Annotated in this window: 19 protein-coding genes and 1 other annotated feature; of the genes, 12 read left to right on the top strand and 7 right to left on the bottom strand. The window is 51.3% G+C overall.

Translation table 11 applies throughout. The features are described 5' to 3' along the window. Positions 1-13 precede the first annotated feature (13 nt). Together gshA and luxS are read left to right on the top strand one after the other, a co-directional pair. The gene (gene gshA, locus ACPUC8_RS17895; RefSeq protein ID WP_039330798.1) at positions 14-1,618 is read left to right on the top strand and encodes a glutamate--cysteine ligase; all 1,605 of its coding nucleotides are present in this window, start codon (positions 14-16) and stop codon (positions 1,616-1,618) included. Between the two features lie 150 nt (positions 1,619-1,768). Continuing rightward, positions 1,769-2,284, top strand: a complete 516-nt coding sequence (luxS, locus tag ACPUC8_RS17900; protein ID WP_039330800.1) for an S-ribosylhomocysteine lyase — start codon at positions 1,769-1,771, stop codon at positions 2,282-2,284. A 54-nt stretch (positions 2,285-2,338) separates the two neighbouring features. Here luxS and ACPUC8_RS17905 read toward each other — a convergent pair whose 3' ends face one another. Continuing rightward, positions 2,339-3,625 (bottom strand): HlyC/CorC family transporter, encoded by a 1,287-nt coding sequence (locus ACPUC8_RS17905; protein WP_039330802.1) that lies wholly within the window; start codon positions 3,623-3,625, stop codon positions 2,339-2,341. Between the two features lie 13 nt (positions 3,626-3,638). Then, positions 3,639-4,433 (bottom strand): cytochrome C assembly family protein, encoded by a 795-nt coding sequence (locus tag ACPUC8_RS17910; protein ID WP_039330804.1) that lies wholly within the window; start codon positions 4,431-4,433, stop codon positions 3,639-3,641. 166 nt (positions 4,434-4,599) lie between these two features. Between ACPUC8_RS17910 and ffh the strand changes: the two genes are divergently transcribed. From ffh to rplS, 5 genes are all read left to right on the top strand, one after another. Then, positions 4,600-5,961, top strand: coding sequence for a signal recognition particle protein (gene ffh, locus ACPUC8_RS17915; protein ID WP_058973731.1), 1,362 nt, complete (start codon positions 4,600-4,602; stop codon positions 5,959-5,961). Between the two features lie 142 nt (positions 5,962-6,103). After that, the gene (rpsP, locus tag ACPUC8_RS17920) at positions 6,104-6,352 is read left to right on the top strand and encodes a 30S ribosomal protein S16 (RefSeq protein WP_039330808.1); all 249 of its coding nucleotides are present in this window, start codon (positions 6,104-6,106) and stop codon (positions 6,350-6,352) included. 18 nt (positions 6,353-6,370) lie between these two features. After that, positions 6,371-6,919 carry a ribosome maturation factor RimM gene (gene rimM / locus ACPUC8_RS17925; RefSeq protein WP_039330810.1) on the top strand — a complete coding sequence of 183 codons (549 nt, stop codon included), beginning with the start codon at positions 6,371-6,373 and terminating at the stop codon, positions 6,917-6,919. Positions 6,920-6,954: 35 nt separating this feature from the next. Further along, positions 6,955-7,719 (top strand): tRNA (guanosine(37)-N1)-methyltransferase TrmD, encoded by a 765-nt coding sequence (gene trmD, locus ACPUC8_RS17930; protein WP_052206034.1) that lies wholly within the window; start codon positions 6,955-6,957, stop codon positions 7,717-7,719. A gap of 43 nt (positions 7,720-7,762) precedes the next feature. Further along, a complete protein-coding gene (gene rplS / locus ACPUC8_RS17935) occupies positions 7,763-8,113 on the top strand; it encodes a 50S ribosomal protein L19 (RefSeq protein ID WP_034822234.1) in 351 nt (116 codons plus the stop codon). Between the two features lie 57 nt (positions 8,114-8,170). On the opposite strand, the gene ACPUC8_RS17940 is transcribed toward rplS, so the two are convergent. After that, positions 8,171-8,692 carry a GNAT family N-acetyltransferase gene (locus ACPUC8_RS17940; protein WP_039330812.1) on the bottom strand — a complete coding sequence of 174 codons (522 nt, stop codon included), beginning with the start codon at positions 8,690-8,692 and terminating at the stop codon, positions 8,171-8,173. Between the two features lie 301 nt (positions 8,693-8,993). Between ACPUC8_RS17940 and ACPUC8_RS17945 the strand changes: the two genes are divergently transcribed. Both ACPUC8_RS17945 and tyrA read left to right on the top strand, forming a co-directional pair. Further along, on the top strand, positions 8,994-10,073 hold the full coding sequence (locus tag ACPUC8_RS17945) for a 3-deoxy-7-phosphoheptulonate synthase (protein WP_039330814.1): 1,080 nt from the start codon (positions 8,994-8,996) through the stop codon (positions 10,071-10,073). Between the two features lie 6 nt (positions 10,074-10,079). Continuing rightward, positions 10,080-11,201 carry a bifunctional chorismate mutase/prephenate dehydrogenase gene (gene tyrA / locus ACPUC8_RS17950; RefSeq protein WP_039330816.1) on the top strand — a complete coding sequence of 374 codons (1,122 nt, stop codon included), beginning with the start codon at positions 10,080-10,082 and terminating at the stop codon, positions 11,199-11,201. 34 nt (positions 11,202-11,235) lie between these two features. On the opposite strand, the gene pheA is transcribed toward tyrA, so the two are convergent. The 4 genes from pheA to bamD all read right to left on the bottom strand — a co-directional run bounded on the left by pheA (position 11,236) and on the right by bamD (position 13,977). Continuing rightward, a complete protein-coding gene (gene pheA, locus ACPUC8_RS17955) occupies positions 11,236-12,399 on the bottom strand; it encodes a bifunctional chorismate mutase/prephenate dehydratase (protein ID WP_494926932.1) in 1,164 nt (387 codons plus the stop codon). 22 nt (positions 12,400-12,421) lie between these two features. Further along, positions 12,422-12,546: a sequence feature (Phe leader region), on the bottom strand. After that, positions 12,498-12,545: a pheA operon leader peptide PheL gene (gene pheL / locus ACPUC8_RS17960; protein ID WP_100703679.1), complete on the bottom strand. Its 48-nt coding sequence runs from the start codon at positions 12,543-12,545 to the stop codon at positions 12,498-12,500. It overlaps the preceding feature by 48 nt. 96 nt (positions 12,547-12,642) lie before the next feature. Further along, positions 12,643-12,969 carry a ribosome-associated translation inhibitor RaiA gene (gene raiA, locus ACPUC8_RS17965; RefSeq protein WP_039330820.1) on the bottom strand — a complete coding sequence of 109 codons (327 nt, stop codon included), beginning with the start codon at positions 12,967-12,969 and terminating at the stop codon, positions 12,643-12,645. Between the two features lie 267 nt (positions 12,970-13,236). Further along, complete coding sequence (bamD, locus tag ACPUC8_RS17970) at positions 13,237-13,977, bottom strand: outer membrane protein assembly factor BamD (RefSeq protein WP_058973725.1); 741 nt, start codon at positions 13,975-13,977, stop codon at positions 13,237-13,239. A 130-nt stretch (positions 13,978-14,107) separates the two neighbouring features. On the opposite strand from bamD, the gene rluD reads away from it, so the two are divergent. The 3 genes from rluD (at position 14,108) to clpB (ending at position 18,507) form a co-directional block, all read left to right on the top strand. Further along, positions 14,108-15,088 carry a 23S rRNA pseudouridine(1911/1915/1917) synthase RluD gene (rluD, locus tag ACPUC8_RS17975; protein WP_039330824.1) on the top strand — a complete coding sequence of 327 codons (981 nt, stop codon included), beginning with the start codon at positions 14,108-14,110 and terminating at the stop codon, positions 15,086-15,088. Continuing rightward, positions 15,085-15,810: a purine nucleoside phosphorylase YfiH gene (yfiH, locus tag ACPUC8_RS17980; RefSeq protein ID WP_494926933.1), complete on the top strand. Its 726-nt coding sequence runs from the start codon at positions 15,085-15,087 to the stop codon at positions 15,808-15,810. Before rluD ends, yfiH begins: the two co-directional genes overlap by 4 nt. A 123-nt stretch (positions 15,811-15,933) precedes the next feature. Continuing rightward, entirely contained in the window at positions 15,934-18,507 is a 2,574-nt protein-coding gene (gene clpB, locus ACPUC8_RS17985) for an ATP-dependent chaperone ClpB (protein WP_058973722.1), read from the top strand. Positions 18,508-18,869: the final 362 nt, after the last annotated feature.

The following is an 18,869-nucleotide window of genomic DNA, read 5'->3' on the forward strand; positions in this document are numbered from 1 at the left end:
TACGGTTAACATTATGCTGAACAAAAATAAATTATTCGCACAGCGGGAGGTTAATGTGATCCCGGACGTATCTAAAGCGCTCTCTTGGTTGGAAGCGCATCCCGACGCGTTGAAGGGTATCGGCCGTGGCATTGAACGCGAAACATTGCGCGTCAATCCGAATGGCCACCTGGCAACCACCGGACATCCTGAATCGCTCGGTTCAGCGCTTAAGCATGATTGGATCACCACCGATTTTGCTGAAACGCTGTTGGAATTCATCACGCCTGTCGATCAGAGCATTGATCGATCGCTGGCTTTCCTGCGTGACATTCACCGCCATGTGGCGCGTGAGTTGGGGCAGGAGCGGATGTGGCCGTTCAGTATGCCGGGCTACGTCGAAGATGTGGAGAGTATTGAGCTGGCTCAATACGGCAGCTCCAACATCGGCAAAATGAAAACCCTGTATCGTCAGGGCCTGAAAAATCGCTATAGCGCGCTGATGCAGATTATTTCTGGCGTGCATTACAACTTCTCGTTGCCGTTGTCATTCTGGCAAGAGTGGGCGGATGTCAAAGATGCCGAGAGTGGCAAAGAGACGATCTCTGCCGGCTATCTGCGTTTGATCCGCAACTACTATCGTTTTGGCTGGGTGATCCCATATCTGTTTGGTTCATCACCGGCGATCTGCTCTTCCTTCCTGCAGGGACGTGAAAGCAAATTGCCGTTTGAAACCGACGGTAAAGGTACGCTATGGCTGCCGTATGCCACCTCGCTGCGTTTGAGCGATCTGGGGTATACCAACAAATCGCAAAGCGGTTTGGGTATCACCTTTAACTCCCTCGATGGTTATGTTGCTGCGCTGAAAGCAGCGATCAAAACGCCGTCGGAAGAGTATGCCGCCATGGGCACTAAAGACGCGGATGGCAACTGGCTACAGTTGAATACCAACGTGTTGCAGATTGAAAACGAGCTGTATGCACCGATTCGTCCTAAACGTGTTACTCGTTCTGGCGAAGCGCCTTCAGATGCACTGCTGCGCGGCGGGATCGAATATATCGAAGTGCGATCGTTAGATATTAACCCGTTCTCCGCAATTGGTGTCGACGCCAACCAGGCGCGTTTCCTTGATCTGTTCTTGATTTGGTGTACGTTGGCGGATGCGCCGGAGATGAGCTCCGACGAATTGCTGTGTAGCCGTAAGAACTGGAATCGCGTGGTGATGGAAGGGCGTAAGCCAGGCCAGGTAATTGGTGTCGGCTGCAGTGACACAGAACACCCACTGGTAGACGTGGGCAAAGCGCTGTTTGCTGACCTGAGTCGTGTGGCGGAAGTGCTCGACAGCAATCACGGCAGCACGCAATATCAACAGGTTTGCGATCAACTGGTAGCATCGTTTGATGATCCTGAGCTAACCTATTCGGCGCGCATTCTTCATGCGATCAAAGAAAATGGTTTAACCGGAGCAGGTGTGGCGTTAGCTGAACAGTACCGTCATCTGCTGTGTGAAGAGCCATTAGAGATTTTGACGGAAGATGACTTTAGTCGTCAGGCGTTGGAGTCGGTGCAGTCGCAGAAGAAATTAGAACAGAGTGATACGCTGGATTTCGAGAGCTATCTGGCGGGTCGCGAAGGCTAAAAAAGAAAATGGCCACATCACTGTGGCCGAAATAAACATCTCTGTTGTCAGGGATGATGATAACAAATGCGCGTCTTTCATATATTCAGACGTTGGGCGAACGGAAAAGTTTCATCGTTTTAAAAAAATTCTCAAAACAGGAGGTGACGTATGCCACTACTGGATAGTTTTACTGTTGATCACACCATCATGGGCGCACCTGCCGTGCGCGTTGCAAAAACCATGAACACTCCGCATGGCGATACCATCACCGTCTTTGATCTGCGTTTCTGCCGTCCGAATATCGATATTCTGACTGAGCGCGGCATCCACACGCTGGAGCACCTGTTTGCAGGATTCATGCGTAACCACCTTAACGGTGACGGTGTGGAAATTGTGGATATTTCCCCGATGGGCTGCCGCACGGGCTTTTACATGAGCCTGATTGGTGAACCTGATGAGCAGCGTGTGGCCAAAGCCTGGAAAGGGGCGATGGAAGACGTTCTGAAGGTGAAAGAGCAGAGCCAGATTCCAGAATTGAACGAATATCAGTGTGGTAGCTACAAGCTGCACTCACTGGATGAAGCGCAACAGATTGCACGTAACGTGTTGGCGCATGACATTGGCGTGAACCGCAATGAAGATCTGAAGCTGCCAGCAGAGAAGCTAAAAGAGCTGCACATCTAGTTGTTGCCTGATACTGATAAAAACGCCGCGATGATCGCGGCGTTTTTTTTGGCTTCAGGAACCAATGGACGATTTTAACGGATGGTGTGGGGTAATGCGTACTTGCTTCACCATGTTGTCCTGCACATCGAGAATATCAACATCGTACTTGTCGATTTTGACGCGAGTCGCCACCTGCGGAATCTCTTCCAGCGCTTCCAATAACATGCCGTTAATGGTGCGCGCCTCATCTTCAGGGAGCGTCCAGTTGAAGGCTTTATTGATTTCACGCACGTTGGCGCTGCCTTCAATCAGTACGGAACCGTCATTTTGCGGCATCACTTCTTCTGCCAGGGATGGGGACATTGAGGTGGTGAAGTCGCCGACAATCTCTTCCAGAATATCTTCGATAGTCACTAGACCTTTGATGTCACCATACTCATCCACTACTAAACCGACTTTCTTCTTATTGCGTTGGAATTTGACCAACTGCACATTGAGCGGCGTGCCTTCTGGCACATAGTAGATTTCATCGGCGGCGCGCAGCAGACGATCTTTATTAAACTCTTTCTTCTCGGTCATCATGCGCCAGGCTTCACGCACGCGCAGCATGCCAACACAGTCGTCCAGCGAATCGCGGAACAGCACGATACGACCGTGTGGCGAGTTGCTGAGCTGACGAACAATCGATTTCCAGTCGTCATTGACGTTGATACCGACGATCTCATTGCGCGGCACCATGATGTCGTCAACGCTGACTTTTTCCAGATCCAGCACGGAGAGCAGCATGTCCTGGTTACGGCGCGACATCAGCGAACGTGACTCGTACACAATGGTGCGCAGCTCTTCTTTACTCAGCGCCGAGCTGATAGAACCTTCCGTTTTAATCCCGACCATACGCATCAGAATGCGAGTAATGGTGTTAAGCAGCCACACCAATGGCAACATCACATATTGCAACGGCGCCAGCAGCACACTGCTGGGGTAGGCCACTTTTTCCGGATACAGGGCGGCGATGGTTTTCGGCAGGACTTCGGCAAACACCAACACTACGAAGGTCAGAATACCGGTGGCAATCGCCACGCCCGCATCGCCATACAGACGCATCCCGACGATAGTCCCTAATGCGGAAGCGAGAATATTAACGAGGTTATTGCCAATCAGCACCAGGCTTATGAGACGGTCTGGACGACGTAAAAGCTTTTCAACGCGACGAGCGGCACGGTTTCCGCTTTTGGCTTTGTGACGCAGTTTGTAACGGTTGAGCGTCATCATGCCGGTCTCTGAACCGGAGAAATACGCAGAGACCAGCACCATGATGACCAGCGTAATGATCAGCGTGGTGGTTGAAACATGTTCCAACGCAAAAATTCCTTTAGTGAGAAGTGAGCAGATGCTGCAGCACGCGGCTGCCGAAGTAGGCCATGGTCAGCAGCAGCGCACCGCCGCAGTTGAACCAGACGACACGGCGTCCGCGCCAGCCTTCGTGATAGTGTCCCCAGAGCAGAACGATATAGACAAACCAGGCAATGATAGAAAGGACAGCCTTGTCGACATTTTCCGCGCTAAACAGGTTGTGCATAAAGAACAAACCGGTGCACAGAACCAGCGTCAGTAACACCACACCAATTTGCGTGATGTGGAACATCTTACGTTCGATGCTCAACAGCGGCGGCATATCCTGAGTGAAAGCCAGTTTCTTATTTTTTAATTGATAGTCGATCCACGCCAGCTGCAGCGCATACAGTGCGGCAATAATCAGCGTTGCATAGGCAAACAGCGACAGGCCGATGTGAATCATCATGCCTGGCGTGGTTTCCAGATGGGTAATAAAGGCATTCGGTACAAAGGTGGCGAAAGCCAGATTGATCAGCGCAAAGCCGTAAACAATCGGCAGCAACAGCCAGCCGCGGTTACGCGACGCCACGATGGTCATGATGGCGCAAATCAGCAGACTGACCAATGAACCAATGTTCAGCAGACTGAGATTTTGTCCGTTATCGACGGCAAAAATACGTTGTTGCAGCGCCACAGCATGGGCAATCAATGCCACGCAGGCTGAAAGCACGGCAAAACGCCGCCAGCCACCGTTGCGTTTCAGCAGGCTGGGAATGATCAATGCAAGGCTGAGGGAGTAGGCGAACAGCGCCACAATCGCGAAAACGAACATAGATCCTTTCAGGTGTCGGTCAGATAAGGAAAAAACCAGTATAGCGCCAGCCGCATCAGGCTCCAAACGATCTCAAGGTCAATTGCAGAGATCGCTGTAGCTTCGTGCTATAATCCGCCGCATTGTGCCGCCTAGGCGGCCTCGCTACGGTCCTAAGTGAGAGAGCATGTTTGATAATTTAACCGATCGTTTGTCGCAATCCCTGCGCAACATCAGCGGCCGCGGAAGGCTGACCGAAGACAACATTAAAGACACCCTGCGCGAAGTGCGCATGGCATTGCTGGAAGCTGACGTTGCGCTGCCGGTGGTGCGTGAGTTTATCAACCGCGTTAAAGAAGCCGCGGTCGGGCAGGATGTCAACAAAAGCCTGACACCGGGTCAGGAGTTCATCAAAATTGTGCGCAACGAGTTGGTTGCGGCAATGGGTGCCGAAAATAATGCGCTGAACCTGAATGCTCAGCCGCCAGCCGTGGTGCTGATGGCCGGTCTGCAAGGTGCGGGTAAAACCACTAGCGTAGCGAAGTTAGGTAAATTCCTGCGCGAGAAGCACAAGAAGAAAGTGCTGGTTGTCTCTGCTGACGTGTATCGCCCTGCGGCGATCAAACAGCTGGAAACCCTGGCGGAACAAGTCGGTGTCGATTTCTGTCCTTCTGACCTGACTCAGAAACCGGTCGATATCGTGCAGAACGCGCTTAAAGAAGCCAAATTGAAATTCTACGATGTGCTGCTGGTGGATACCGCCGGCCGTTTGCACGTCGATGAAGCCATGATGGACGAAATCAAACAGGTGCACGCCGCGATCAACCCGGTGGAAACCCTGTTTGTGGTCGATGCCATGACCGGTCAGGATGCCGCGAACACGGCGAAGGCCTTCAACGAAGCGCTGCCATTAACCGGTGTGATTCTGACCAAAGTGGATGGTGATGCCCGCGGTGGTGCGGCACTGTCGATTCGTCACATTACCGGCAAGCCGATTAAATTCATGGGTATGGGTGAGAAGACAGAAGCTCTGGAAGCGTTTTATCCAGATCGTATCGCCTCACGCATTCTCGGTATGGGCGACGTACTGTCGCTGATCGAAGATATCGAAAGCAAAGTTGACCGTGAGCAAGCGGAAAAACTGGCGAAGAAACTGAAGACCGGCGATGGATTCGATCTCAACGATTTCCTTGAGCAGTTGAAGCAAATGCGCAACATGGGCGGCATGGCAAGCCTGATGGGTAAACTGCCGGGCATGGGCCAGTTGCCAGACAACGTGAAGTCGCAGATGGATGACAAAGTGCTGGTGCGTATGGAGGCCATCATTAATTCGATGACCACCAAAGAGCGGCAGAAGCCTGAAATCATCAAAGGCTCACGCAAGCGCCGCATCGCAACCGGTTCTGGCATGCAGGTGCAGGACGTCAACCGTTTACTGAAACAGTTCGACGACATGCAGCGCATGATGAAGAAAATGAAGAAGGGTGGCATGGCCAAAATGATGCGTGGCATGAAAGGCATGATGCCGCCTGGATTCCCCGGCCGCTAAGGCGACCGGCTAACAGCCAGATAATTGACACTCTCAGGTTGCTTTTTTCGCCAAAATGAGTAAAATTTTCGGGCTTTTTATATTGCGCTCGGGTTCCATCCCTCGATGGAGCCCGAGCGCTTTATTAACTAATGAGGATGTTATGGTTACAATTCGTTTGGCACGTCACGGCGCGAAAAAGCGTCCGTTCTATCAGGTCGTCGTTACTGACAGCCGCAATGCGCGTAATGGTCGTTTCATCGAGCGCGTAGGTTTCTTCAACCCGATCGCTTCTGGTCAGGCTGAAGGTCTGCGTCTGGATATGGACCGTATTGAGCACTGGGTTGGCCAGGGCGCAACGCTTTCTGATCGCGTTAACGCGCTGATCAAAGAAGCAAAGAAAGCAGCTTAATCTGTCACGGTGGTGAGCATGAGCATTAAACCTGCCGCACAGCTTCCCGTTAATCCAATTGTATTGGGTAAAATGGGTGCCGCTTACGGGATTCGGGGTTGGCTCAAAGTGTTTTCCTCCACTGAAGACGCTGAAAGTATCTTCGACTACCAACCTTGGTTTATTCAGCGCGCCGGTAAATGGCAGCATGTTGAACTGGAAGGTTGGAAGCACCACAATCAGGACCTGATCATCAAAGTCAAAGGCATTGACGATCGGGACGCTGCGGCCCAGTTAACCAATTGCGAAATTCAGGTTGACTCCACGCAGCTGCCAGCGCTGGAAGCAGGTGATTACTACTGGAAAGACCTTATGGGTTGCAAAGTAGTGAACCTCGACGGCTACGAGATGGGAAAAGTCATTGATATGATGGAAACCGGCTCGAACGACGTGCTCGTCGTTAAGGCAAACCTGAAAGATGCATTCGGTGCACAAGAGCGGTTAATTCCGTTTCTTGATGAACAGGTTATCAAGAAAGTCGATCTCTCTACTGGCACTATTGAAGTAGATTGGGATCCTGGTTTTTGATCTCCGGACAATCCGGTAACGTAACGGCGAACGCGATGTGGATTGGTGTTATTAGCCTGTTTCCAGAGATGTTTCGCGCTATTACCGAGTACGGGGTAACTGGCCGGGCAGTAAAAAATGGCCTGCTCAACATTGAAAGCTGGAGTCCTCGTGACTTCACGCATGACCGGCACCGTACCGTGGACGATCGTCCTTACGGCGGCGGACCGGGGATGTTGATGATGGTGCAACCCTTACGGGATGCTATCCACGCAGCGAAAGCAGCGGCGGGAGATGGCGCTAAGGTGATTTATCTTTCACCTCAGGGTCGCAAACTTGACCAACAAGGCGTTTGCGAACTGGCGACCAATCAGAAGTTGATTCTGGTATGCGGTCGTTATGAAGGGATTGATGAGCGCGTGATTCACACTGAGATTGATGAAGAATGGTCAATCGGTGATTACGTTCTCAGCGGTGGTGAGCTACCCGCAATGACGTTGATTGACTCAGTTGCCCGGTTTATACCCGGCGTATTGGGGAAACAAGCGTCAGCCGATGAGGATTCGTTCTCGGATGGTTTGCTGGATTGCCCACACTATACCCGACCTGAAGTGTTAGAAGGCATGGAGGTTCCGTCAGTTTTACTGTCGGGCAATCACGCTGATATTCGCCGTTGGCGCCTGAAACAGTCGCTAGGCCGTACCTGGCTAAGAAGACCTGAACTTCTGGAAAACCTGGCTCTGACTGAAGAGCAAGCACGGTTGCTAAATGAGTTCCAACGGGAACATCAGCAGCAACAAAACGATCAGGTGGAAGAGTAATCTTCCCTGACTATCAGTTTACCCAGGATATAGAGATTTAATTATGAGCAACATTATCAAGCAACTTGAACAAGAGCAGATGAAGCAGGACGTACCTTCATTCCGTCCGGGTGATTCCGTGGAAGTGAAAGTATGGGTCGTTGAAGGTTCTAAGAAGCGTCTGCAGGCATTCGAGGGCGTGGTTATCGCTATTCGTAACCGCGGTCTGCATTCTGCATTCACTGTTCGTAAGATTTCAAACGGCGAAGGCGTTGAGCGTGTCTTCCAGACTCACTCTCCGGTAATTGACAGCATCTCTGTCAAACGTCGTGGTGCTGTGCGTAAAGCCAAACTGTACTACCTGCGTGAGCGCACCGGTAAGTCAGCTCGTATCAAAGAGCGTCTTGGCGCGTAAGCGACATCTCAAAGTTAATAGCAAACAAGGGGTTGGCCTACGGGCCAGCCCCTTTTTTTATGGGCGTTTCAGGTGATAAATCGCCGAGTTAACCGGCCCACTGTCGAGCACGATTAAACCATAGCGGTAATCGATAAACTCGAATCCACTGCGCAAGGCAACCGCTCGGCTGGCGTGGTTCTCTTCTGCTGCGACAATTTCCAGCAACGGAATATCCAGATGCTGGAAGCCAAAGTTGACTAACAGTGCAACTGCTCGCGTCGCGACACCTAGCCGTTGTGCATCACTCCGCACCCAATAGCCAATGGCGTTGAAATCCCCGGGTTGCTGTGCGAAACGAATACCCGCACCGCCAAGCAGACGGCCCTCCCCATCAACGATGGCAAACTCCTCCGCTTCGCCTTTATCACGCTGCATGTGGGTGAAATTGATCCAACTTGTGGCTTCTTCTGCACGATAATCTTCATGTGCCCACGCCATCCACGGCTTCAGGCTGTTCAGCGATTGATTAACGGCCTCGGTAAAGGCTGCGGCATCCTGCAAGACAAAGGGGCGTAACGCAACGTTGGAAGTGGCCACTGAATGATCCCTAAAAAGTTAACCAAATACAGAATGTTAGTGGATCTGTCCGCATAAGGCATTTCTTTTCAAATTACCAAGTGTAAACAAATTGGTACGTTTAAGTGGTCATGCTCTTTTGGTGATTTATATTTAAATTATTGTTTTATAAAGTTTTTGTTTTTAAATTTCGCATGTCGTAATTTGCATGGTAATAAAACTGTACACTCGTGGATTGCAACCTATACATTTTGTGGTAAAGTAAGCGCCATCCTCAGTGAGGATCCAAAAACCGCATAAACGAGTAAAAAGGATCGCTATCATGCAGAAAGACGCGCTGAACAATGTGCATATCGCCGACGAACAAATTTTAATTACCCCGCAAGAGCTGAAAGCGAAGTTCCCGCTCACTGCGGCGCAGGAAGCGCAAATTGCCGCTTCTCGCCAGACCATTGCCGATATTATTGCCGGGCGCGATCCGCGCTTGCTGGTGGTCTGTGGCCCTTGTTCGATTCACGATACCGAAGCAGCGCTCGAGTATGCTCGTCAGTTACAAACTCTTTCTGCACAGTTGAAGGATCAGCTGTACATCGTTATGCGTGTTTATTTTGAAAAACCTCGTACCACCGTCGGCTGGAAAGGGTTAATCAACGATCCTTACATGAACAACTCGTTTGATATGGAAGCCGGGCTACACATTGCGCGTCAGCTGCTGGTCAACCTGGTGGAAATGGGCTTGCCGCTGGCAACGGAAGCGCTGGATCCTAACAGCCCACAATATCTCGGCGATCTATTCAGCTGGTCTGCTATTGGTGCGCGTACCACTGAATCTCAGACACACCGTGAAATGGCTTCTGGTCTGTCAATGCCTGTTGGTTTCAAAAACGGCACAGATGGCAGCTTGGGTACTGCGATTAATGCGATGCGAGCTGCTGCGATGCCACACCGCTTCGTGGGCATCAACCAGGCGGGTCAGGTTTGCCTGCTGCAAACCCAGGGTAACCCGGATGGTCACGTGATTCTGCGCGGTGGTAAAGCGCCAAACTACGGCCCAGAAGATGTTGCGCAGTGTGAAAAAGAGATGCTGAAAGCGGGACTGCGCCCAGCCTTAATGATAGATTGCAGCCATGGTAATTCTAACAAAGACTATCGTCGTCAGCCTGGCGTAGCCGAATCGGCTATCGCGCAGATTAAAGATGGAAACCGCTCCATCATTGGCCTGATGCTGGAAAGCAACATTCATGAAGGCAACCAGTCTTCTGAACAGCCGCGTAGCGAAATGAAATACGGTGTTTCTGTCACTGATGCCTGCATCAACTGGGAAACCACGGAAACCTTGCTGCGTGAAATCCATCAGGATCTGCAGGGAGTGCTGTCGGCGCGTCTGTCACACGAGGTGTAATGAGTCATGGTGGCTGAACTGACCGCGCTACGCGATCAAATTGATGAAGTAGATAAAGCTTTGCTGGGGCTCTTAGCTAAACGCCTTGAGCTGGTAGCCGAGGTGGGGGAAGTCAAAAGCCGTTACGGCTTGCCGATTTACGTGCCAGAACGTGAAGCCAGCATGTTGGCTTCACGCCGACAGGAAGCGGAAGCGTTGGGCGTGTCTCCCGATCTGATCGAAGATGTCTTGCGTCGTTTGATGCGTGAATCCTACGCGCACGAAAACGATAAAGGCTTTAAAACGCTGTGCCCGACGTTGCGTCCAGTGGTTATTGTGGGTGGCCGTGGTCAGATGGGGCGTCTGTTTGAAAAGATGCTCACGCTGTCTGGCTATCAAGTGCGCATCCTCGATAAAGGTGACTGGGATCGTTCCGAGGAGTTGCTCAAAGATGCGGGTATGGTGATGATCAGTGTGCCGATCCACCTGACTGAACAGATTATCTCTGAGCTACCAAAGTTACCGGAAGACTGCATTTTGGTCGATCTGGCATCGGTGAAGAACCGTCCGCTACAAGCGATGCTGGCTGCACATGCTGGGCCTGTACTGGGTCTGCACCCGATGTTTGGGCCAGATAGCGGCAGCCTCGCGAAGCAGGTAGTGGTCTGGTGTGATGGTCGTCAGCCGGAAGCTTACCAATGGTTCCTTGAGCAGATTCAGGTGTGGGGCGCGCGTTTGCATCGTATCAGCGCGGTTGAACACGATCAGAATATGGCCTTTATTCAGGCATTGCGCCACTTTGCCACTTTCGCCTATGGCCTGCATCTGGCGGAAGAGAATGTGAATCTGGATCAGCTATTGGCATTGTCGTCGCCTATCTATCGTCTTGAACTGGCGATGGTGGGGCGTCTGTTTGCGCAGGATCCACAGTTGTACGCAGACATTATTATGTCATCGGAGAGCAATCTGGCGTTGATTAAGCGCTACTACCAACGCTTTGGTGATGCGATTACCTTGCTGGAGCAGGGCGACAAGCAGGCATTTATCCAAAGCTTTGAGCGAGTTGCGCATTGGTTTGGTGATTACGCCCAACGTTTCCTGGTCGAGAGCCGCAGTATGCTGCGCTCGGCAAATGACAGCCGGCAATAAAAGAAAAGGCATCCGCAAGGATGCCTTTTTACTTTTACAGGCGTGGTTCCACAGGCACAACATTTTCACCTGGATAGCATCCCAACACTTTCAGTGAAAGGGTCATTTCACGCAATTCCTTCAGGGCGAGCTGCATACTTTCTGATTGCAGATTGCCCTGCACATCAATGTAAAACATCTCTTCCCACGGATTGCCGTTAATCGGACGGTTCTCCAGCTTACTCATGATCAGATTATGGTTCCGCAGTACCAGCAACGCGTCGACCAACGCACCGGCTTGCTGGCCCGTTGCCATGATCAATGTGGTTTTGGCTGGTACCTGGCTGGAGACTTCAATTGGCTTACGAGCCAGAACGATAAAGCGCGTGTGATTTTGCTGTTGATTTGCCAAATCACGTTCCAGCACCTGCAAGCCATACAATTCCCCGCCCGCTTCACTCCCCAACGCTGCAACTTTCGGTGAGTTCATGGCTGCCACTTTTTCCATGGCGGCAGCGGTGCTTTCGGTGTACTCAATTTTCCACTGCGGGAAGCGATTAATGAACTGGCTGCACTGCTGGAAAGGTTGTGGATGGCTATAAACCGTCTCAATTTGCTGCAGATCGGTATTACCGTTGATTAACACACAGTGTTCGATGGGGATGGTCAGTTCACCCACGATGGAGAGTGAGGTTTGTTGCAGCAGGTCATAAACATCATTGATTGAACCTGAGCTGGTGTTCTCAATCGGCATCACTGCGTAATCGGCCTGGCCAATCTCCACCTGATGAATGATGTCATGGAATTTCAGACAACCGATTTCAACCATTGAATCAAAATGGCGCGCCGAGTACTTACGTGCAGCAAGGTGAGAGTAAGAACCTTTCGGGCCGAGGAAGGCGATACGTGGTGCGTGTGCATGTGGATGATTGAGATTCTTTTGCAGTAGCGCTTGTTGGGTGAGAACCGAATCTTCAATGACGAGTTGGAACAAACGTGTAATGTAGTGTGCATCCAGCTGATGTTTCTTGCCCAATGTAATCAGCGTTTCCAGCAGTGCGCGCTCGCGTTCAACGTCACGAATGGGGCGATGTGTGGCCAGTTTGGCTTGGGCCACTTCAACCGCCAGCGAACGACGTTCAGCCAACAGCGTTAACAGCTTTTCATCAACGGCGCTGATTTTATCGCGTAATGCCAGCAGCGGATTTTCGGGGTTCATAGGGCTCACCTGTAAAATGTCCAATAAAAAAGCCTCCCGGTTGGGAGGCTTTGTTGTTCGTCTTCGCATTCATTTTCACATGACGAATCGCCTCCCAATCAGGGGAAGGTAAAAAAGAATGCGAAGAAGAACGGTAAATGTTTCATGTGTGTTTCCTGTAAGAAGTGAAGTGAGATTAACCGCAGTGCTCAAAAGCTGTCAATAAAAAACGCGCCCGTAGGCGCGTTACTGGAAAATGGGGGGTTATCCTGCAGGGGTGAAATCTTTCATACTGCTGGTAGCACGACGTGCTTCGGGTTTGTGTTGCGCTTTATTGAGTTGTCGTTCCAGCTTGGCAATCAGGTCATTGATGGCCGTATACATGTCTTCGTGTTTCGCGCTGGCGACCAGCGTGCCGTTTGGCGTATTGATTGTGGCATCAGCCACAAATTCTTTTGGCTCTTTCGATAACACGATATGCGGGTTAATCAGGTCAGTTTGCCATTTTTCCAGCTTGGCGAGACGGTCTTCGACATGGTTGCGGATTGCCGCAGTGATATCCATTTGTTTGCTGGTAATGTTCAGAATCATAGTTAAACCTCTCTGTCATTTCCGTCTGGGTAGGTCCAGCATACCGCGGATATTAAGAAAATATGTGATCTAGATCACATTAGGATGTCACTTTTTGTCAAGGCCAGTGAATTGTGAGAAAGGCTGAGAAAGTCACGGAAAAAGCTTGAAGCACAAAGGTGAACGGAGCAAGATTGATGAGTTAACCGCAGCGGAAAATCAGTAAGTTGGCTGATTTTTCAGCAAAAAAAAGCAGCCATTACGGCTGCTTTTTTTATGGGCAGTAAATCAAGACTGGCTATTCGCCGCGATGATTTTTGCCACCTTATCGGCTTCTGCTGTCAACTGCAGCTGGCGATAGGCATTTTCCATCAATGGCAGTGCTTTATGTGTGGCTTCGGTGTCCGGGAAATCTTTCATCATCCCTTCAACGCGGTTAACAACGGCGACATAGGCACCACGCTTGGTATAGAATTGCGCCACCGAGAGTTCATACTTCGCCAGACGCTCTTTCAGGTAGGCTAAACGTTTCTGCGCATCATCAGCATATTGGCTGTTAGGATAACTGCGCAGTAACTGAGAGAAGTCACGGAAAGCATCACGAGCGTGCGTCGGATCACGATCAGAACGATCGATACCGAAGAAGCCCTGCAGTGCAGAATCATCCAACGCCATATCCGTCAGACCTTTCATATAGATGACGTAGTCGATGTTTGGATGAGTCGGATTGAGACGCATAAAGCGTGCGATAGCGGCTTGCGCCAGTGGCAGATCGGCATTTTTGTAATACGCGTAGATCAAATCCAGCTGTACTTGCTGCGAATAAGGACCAAATGGATAGCGGTTATCCAGTGCTTCCAGTTGCTTAATCGCCGCTTTAAAGTTACCGTCCTGCAGCTTTTGCTGGGCTGTGGCGTAAATTTCAGATGGCGGGCTGTCCGGGACCGGATCCGATGAGCCGGAACAACCCACCAGAGCCAGGCTCAGGCTCAATGTGGCAGCAGCCACCAGATGTTTCATACGCGTCATGACGAAATGATTATCCTCAAAGTGTTGTAGCGGAAGCTGTCCGTTAAGCTCCCGGTTATGACCTGGTACGATAGCACATTATATTAAACGGCATCGCCGTGAAAACCCAACGTTAACGAAGAAGCTGTATATGGCACAACAAGTTCAACTCACCGCAACGGTGTCCGAAGCACAGCTTGGACAACGCTTAGATCAGACTTTGGCGGAATTGTTCCCTGATTATTCACGTTCTCGCATAAAAGAGTGGATCCTCGAGCGTCGCGTCAGCGTCAACGGCACCATCATCGACAAACCGAAAGAGAAAGTTTTCGGCGGTGAGCTGGTGTCAATCGATGCTGAAATCGAAGAAGCACAACGCTGGGAAGCGCAAGATATTCCCTTGAACATCGTCTATGAAGATGACGATATCCTGGTCATCAACAAGCCGCGTGGCCTGGTGGTGCATCCGGGGGCCGGTAACCCAGATGGTACCGTGCTGAATGCGCTGCTTTATCATTACCCGCCCATCGCCGACGTTCCGCGTGCAGGCATTGTGCACCGTCTCGATAAAGACACCACGGGATTGATGGTGGTGGCGAAGACAGTTCCGGCACAAACACACTTAGTGGAAACACTGCAACTGCGTGAAATCACCCGTGAGTATGAAGCGGTGGCGATTGGCACCATGACGGCAGGTGGCACAGTCAACGAGCCGATGGCACGTCACTCGACTAAGCGCACTCATATGGCTGTTCATCCAATGGGGAAACCCGCTACGACGCACTACCGAATCATGGAACATTTCCGTGCGCACACGCGTTTGCGTCTGCGTCTGGAAACCGGGCGTACCCACCAGATTCGTGTGCATATGGCTCATATCAACCATCCTCTGGTTGGTGATCCGCTGTACGGCGGTCGTCCGCGTCCACCTAAAGGGGCATCGGATGAATTCATCGCCGCACTGCGCGGATTCGATCGTCAGGCTCTGCATGCCACGATGCTGCGTCTCTATCATCCCATCACTGGGATTGAAATGGAGTGGCATGCGCCATTACCGCAGGACATGGTCGATCTGATCGACGCACTTAAAGCGGATACTCACGAGTTCCGCGATCAGATGGACTGGCTGTGAGTGAGTGGATCATCCCGGACTGGCCTGCTCCGCAGCGTGTCCAGGCATGTTCTACCACGCGCCACGGCGGAGTCAGCGTGGCACCCTGGGATTCTTTGAATCTTGGGGTACACGTTGGCGATAATGAAATGCATGTGCTGCAAAATCGCCAACGCTTAACCGAGGGTGTGTTACCTGCCATGCCGCAGTGGCTTAACCAGGTTCACGGACACGCGGTGGCTCGTCTACCTGCAGATGAAGCGTTGCCGAATGCTGATGCCGCTATTACGCGGGAATCGGGCGTCGTCTGTGCGGTGATGACGGCTGATTGCCTGCCAGTGCTGTTTTGTAGCAATGATGGCAGTGAAGTGGCGGCCGCGCATGCAGGCTGGCGTGGGCTGTGTAATGGTGTGCTCGAGCAGACTCTGGCGCAATTTCATTGTCCCGCCAGCGCGATTCACGCCTGGCTTGGTCCGGCAATCGGTCCTGATGCTTTTGAAGTGGGTCCAGAGGTCCGCACCGCTTTTATGGCCCATGATGCGCAAGCCGATGTGGCTTTTCGTCCGGTGGGTGATAAATATTTTGCTGATATCTGGCAATTGGCACGCCAGCGCTTACAGGCCGCAGACGTGCGTTCTGTCAGTGGTTCGCAGCGTTGCACGTTCACTGAGTCTGCTGATTTTTTCTCCTTCCGACGCAACGGAATCACCGGGCGTATGGCAACTTTGATTTGGCTGAGATAACCTTACGCCGCAAGACGATCCAGTAGCGTATTTTTTACTCACAATGCAGGTCATTAACCTTGAAAATTTGAGGGATGACCTCATTTAATCTCCAGTAGCATTTTGACCTGTATTGGAGGAATCATGCGTCTGGATCGTCTTACTAACAAATTCCAGTTGGCCCTTGCCGATGCTCAGTCCCTTGCTCTGGGACACGACAATCAATTTATTGAACCCCTTCATTTGATGAGCGCTTTGCTCAATCAGGAAGGTGGATCGGTGCGTCCATTGCTCAGTGCAGCAGGGACCGACGTCGCTGGACTTCGCTCCAGCATCGAACAAGCCATTAACCGTCTGCCTCAGGTAGAAGGCACCGATGGCGACGTGCAACCATCAGCCGATTTAATTCGCGTGCTGAACTTGTGCGACAAGCTGGCGCAAAAGCGCGGCGACAACTTTATATCATCTGAATTATTTGTTCTGGCGGCCCTCGACTCTCGCGGTTCGCTGGCGGACATCCTTAAGTCTGCTGGCGCAACCTCTGAAAAACTCGCTAAGGCCATCGAGCAATTGCGGGGAGGAGAGAACGTGAACGATCAAGGAGCTGAAGATCAGCGCCAGGCTTTGAAAAAATACACCATTGATTTAACCGAGCGCGCCGAACTCGGCAAGTTAGATCCGGTTATTGGTCGTGATGAAGAGATTCGTCGCACCATTCAGGTGTTGCAACGTCGTACCAAGAATAACCCAGTATTAATTGGTGAACCGGGTGTAGGTAAAACCGCCATTGCCGAAGGTTTAGCACAACGCATTATCAATGGTGAAGTGCCGGAAGGGCTGAAAGGCCGTCGGGTGCTGGCACTGGATATGGGCGCGCTGGTGGCGGGTGCAAAATATCGCGGCGAATTTGAAGAGCGTCTGAAAGGTGTGCTGAGCGATTTAGCGAAACAGGAAGGTAACGTCATTCTGTTTATCGACGAATTGCATACCATGGTCGGCGCCGGTAAGGCGGATGGTGCCATGGATGCCGGTAATATGCTGAAACCCGCTCTGGCTCGCGGTGAGTTGCATTGCGTGGGTGCCACGACGTTAAACGAATATCGTCAGTTCATCGAAAAAGATGCTGCGCTGGAACGTCGCTTCCAGAAAGTTTTTGTGGCAGAGCCGAGTGTGGAAGACACCATCGCTATTCTGCGTGGTTTGAAAGAGCGCTATGAGCTTCACCACCATGTGCAGATCACCGATCCAGCGATTGTGGCAGCGGCAACCCTGTCGCATCGTTATATCGCTGATCGTCAGTTGCCGGATAAGGCCATTGATCTAATTGATGAGGCTGCATCCAGCATTCGTCTGCAGATGGATTCCAAGCCCGAGTCGCTTGACCGTCTCGATCGTCGCATCATCCAGTTAAAGCTCGAACAGCAGGCGCTGAAGAAAGAGTCGGATGATGCCAGCATCAAGCGTCTGGAGATGCTGGAAACCGAACTCGATCAGAAAGAGCGTGAATACGCCGAGCTGGAAGAAGAGTGGAAAGCAGAAAAAGCCTCTTTAACCGGCACGCAAAACATTAAGGCGGAGTTGGAGCAAGCACGTTTGTCGCTTGAGCAAGCGCGACGTGTGGGCGACCTTGGCCAAATGTCGGAACTGCAATACGGCAAAATTCCTGAACTGGAAAAACAGCTAGCCGCTGCGACCCAGTCAGAAGGCAAAACCATGAAGCTGTTACGCAACCGCGTGACGGATGTGGAGATTGCCGATGTGCTGGCGCGTTGGACGGGTATTCCAGTGGCGCGCATGATGGAAGGTGAGCGTGAAAAATTACTGCGTATGGAGCAGGAACTTCATGCCCGTGTGATTGGGCAAAATGAGGCGGTGGAAGCCGTATCCAATGCTATTCGCCGTAGCCGTGCAGGTTTATCCGATCCTAATCGTCCGATTGGTTCGTTCCTGTTCCTGGGGCCAACCGGTGTCGGTAAAACCGAACTGTGTAAAGCATTGGCCAATTTCCTGTTCGACAGCGACGACGCCATGGTGCGTATTGATATGTCGGAGTTCATGGAGAAACACTCTGTCTCACGTTTAGTGGGGGCACCTCCGGGCTATGTGGGTTATGAAGAGGGGGGATATCTGACGGAAGCGGTACGTCGTCGCCCTTATTCCGTCATTTTACTGGACGAAGTTGAGAAAGCGCACCCTGACGTGTTCAACATTTTGTTGCAGGTATTGGATGATGGACGCTTAACCGATGGTCAAGGCCGGACTGTTGATTTCCGTAATACGGTGGTAATCATGACATCTAACCTTGGATCGGACTTGATTCAGGAGCGCTTCGGGTCACTGGATTATCCTGAAATGAAAGATATGGTGATGTCTGTGGTTGGGGCGCATTTCCGTCCAGAGTTCATTAACCGTATTGATGAGGTGGTGGTGTTCCATCCACTGGGAGAAAAACACATTGCCTCAATCGCGCAGATTCAGCTCCAGCGTTTGTATAAACGTCTGGAAGAACGTGGCTACCAGTTACATATCACCGATGCCGCGCTGAAGCTGCTGGGCGAGAATGGTTACGATCCAGTGTACGGTGCGCGTCCATTGAAACGTGCGATTCAACAGCAAATTGAAAACCCGTTGGCGCAGAAGATTCTTTCTGGTGCTTTCGTTCCGGGCAAAACCATTGAAATGGATGTTAAAGACGATGCCATCGTCGCACATCAGTAATTTGAACTGACCAAAACGGGCCTTCGGGCCCGTTTTTTTATGGCGCATCACAAGAAACAGGTCGGTTTTACATCGTTTGGGTTAAAAGTTGAGCTGTCGTGCAAAAACTTTAAATTAGCGCTTGTCAGCCCAAAAGAAATCCCTATACTGCGCCACCACTGAGACGGCAAAGCGGCAACGCAGACGGCTCAGCAGGGAGTGAAGTGATTCACCCCGCCGGAGAAAAGCGCTGAAAAAAGTGTTTGACTCTGAAGGAGGAAGGCGTAACATACGCCACCTCGCAACAGCAGCTTAAGGCGCTGATTGCACCGCTCTTTAACAATTTATCAGACAATCTGTGTGGGCACTCGCAGGATTGATAT

The sequence above is a fragment of the Pantoea sp. CFCC18177 genome, from assembly GCF_059412425.1.

What these genes read in the sequence shown, in the direction of transcription:
- gshA (WP_039330798.1), top strand. Translation starts at nt 14, where the DNA reads ATGCTGAACAAAAATAAATTATTCGCACAGCGGGAGGTTAATGTGATC.
- luxS (WP_039330800.1), top strand. Translation starts at nt 1,769, where the DNA reads ATGCCACTACTGGATAGTTTTACTGTTGATCACACCATCATGGGCGCA.
- ACPUC8_RS17910 (WP_039330804.1), bottom strand. Translation starts at nt 4,433, where the DNA reads ATGTTCGTTTTCGCGATTGTGGCGCTGTTCGCCTACTCCCTCAGCCTT.
- ffh (WP_058973731.1), top strand. Translation starts at nt 4,600, where the DNA reads ATGTTTGATAATTTAACCGATCGTTTGTCGCAATCCCTGCGCAACATC.
- rpsP (WP_039330808.1), top strand. Translation starts at nt 6,104, where the DNA reads ATGGTTACAATTCGTTTGGCACGTCACGGCGCGAAAAAGCGTCCGTTC.
- rimM (WP_039330810.1), top strand. Translation starts at nt 6,371, where the DNA reads ATGAGCATTAAACCTGCCGCACAGCTTCCCGTTAATCCAATTGTATTG.
- trmD (WP_052206034.1), top strand. Translation starts at nt 6,955, where the DNA reads ATGTGGATTGGTGTTATTAGCCTGTTTCCAGAGATGTTTCGCGCTATT.
- rplS (WP_034822234.1), top strand. Translation starts at nt 7,763, where the DNA reads ATGAGCAACATTATCAAGCAACTTGAACAAGAGCAGATGAAGCAGGAC.
- ACPUC8_RS17945 (WP_039330814.1), top strand. Translation starts at nt 8,994, where the DNA reads ATGCAGAAAGACGCGCTGAACAATGTGCATATCGCCGACGAACAAATT.
- tyrA (WP_039330816.1), top strand. Translation starts at nt 10,080, where the DNA reads ATGGTGGCTGAACTGACCGCGCTACGCGATCAAATTGATGAAGTAGAT.
- pheA (WP_494926932.1), bottom strand. Translation starts at nt 12,399, where the DNA reads ATGAACCCCGAAAATCCGCTGCTGGCATTACGCGATAAAATCAGCGCC.
- raiA (WP_039330820.1), bottom strand. Translation starts at nt 12,969, where the DNA reads ATGATTCTGAACATTACCAGCAAACAAATGGATATCACTGCGGCAATC.
- bamD (WP_058973725.1), bottom strand. Translation starts at nt 13,977, where the DNA reads ATGACGCGTATGAAACATCTGGTGGCTGCTGCCACATTGAGCCTGAGC.
- rluD (WP_039330824.1), top strand. Translation starts at nt 14,108, where the DNA reads ATGGCACAACAAGTTCAACTCACCGCAACGGTGTCCGAAGCACAGCTT.
- clpB (WP_058973722.1), top strand. Translation starts at nt 15,934, where the DNA reads ATGCGTCTGGATCGTCTTACTAACAAATTCCAGTTGGCCCTTGCCGAT.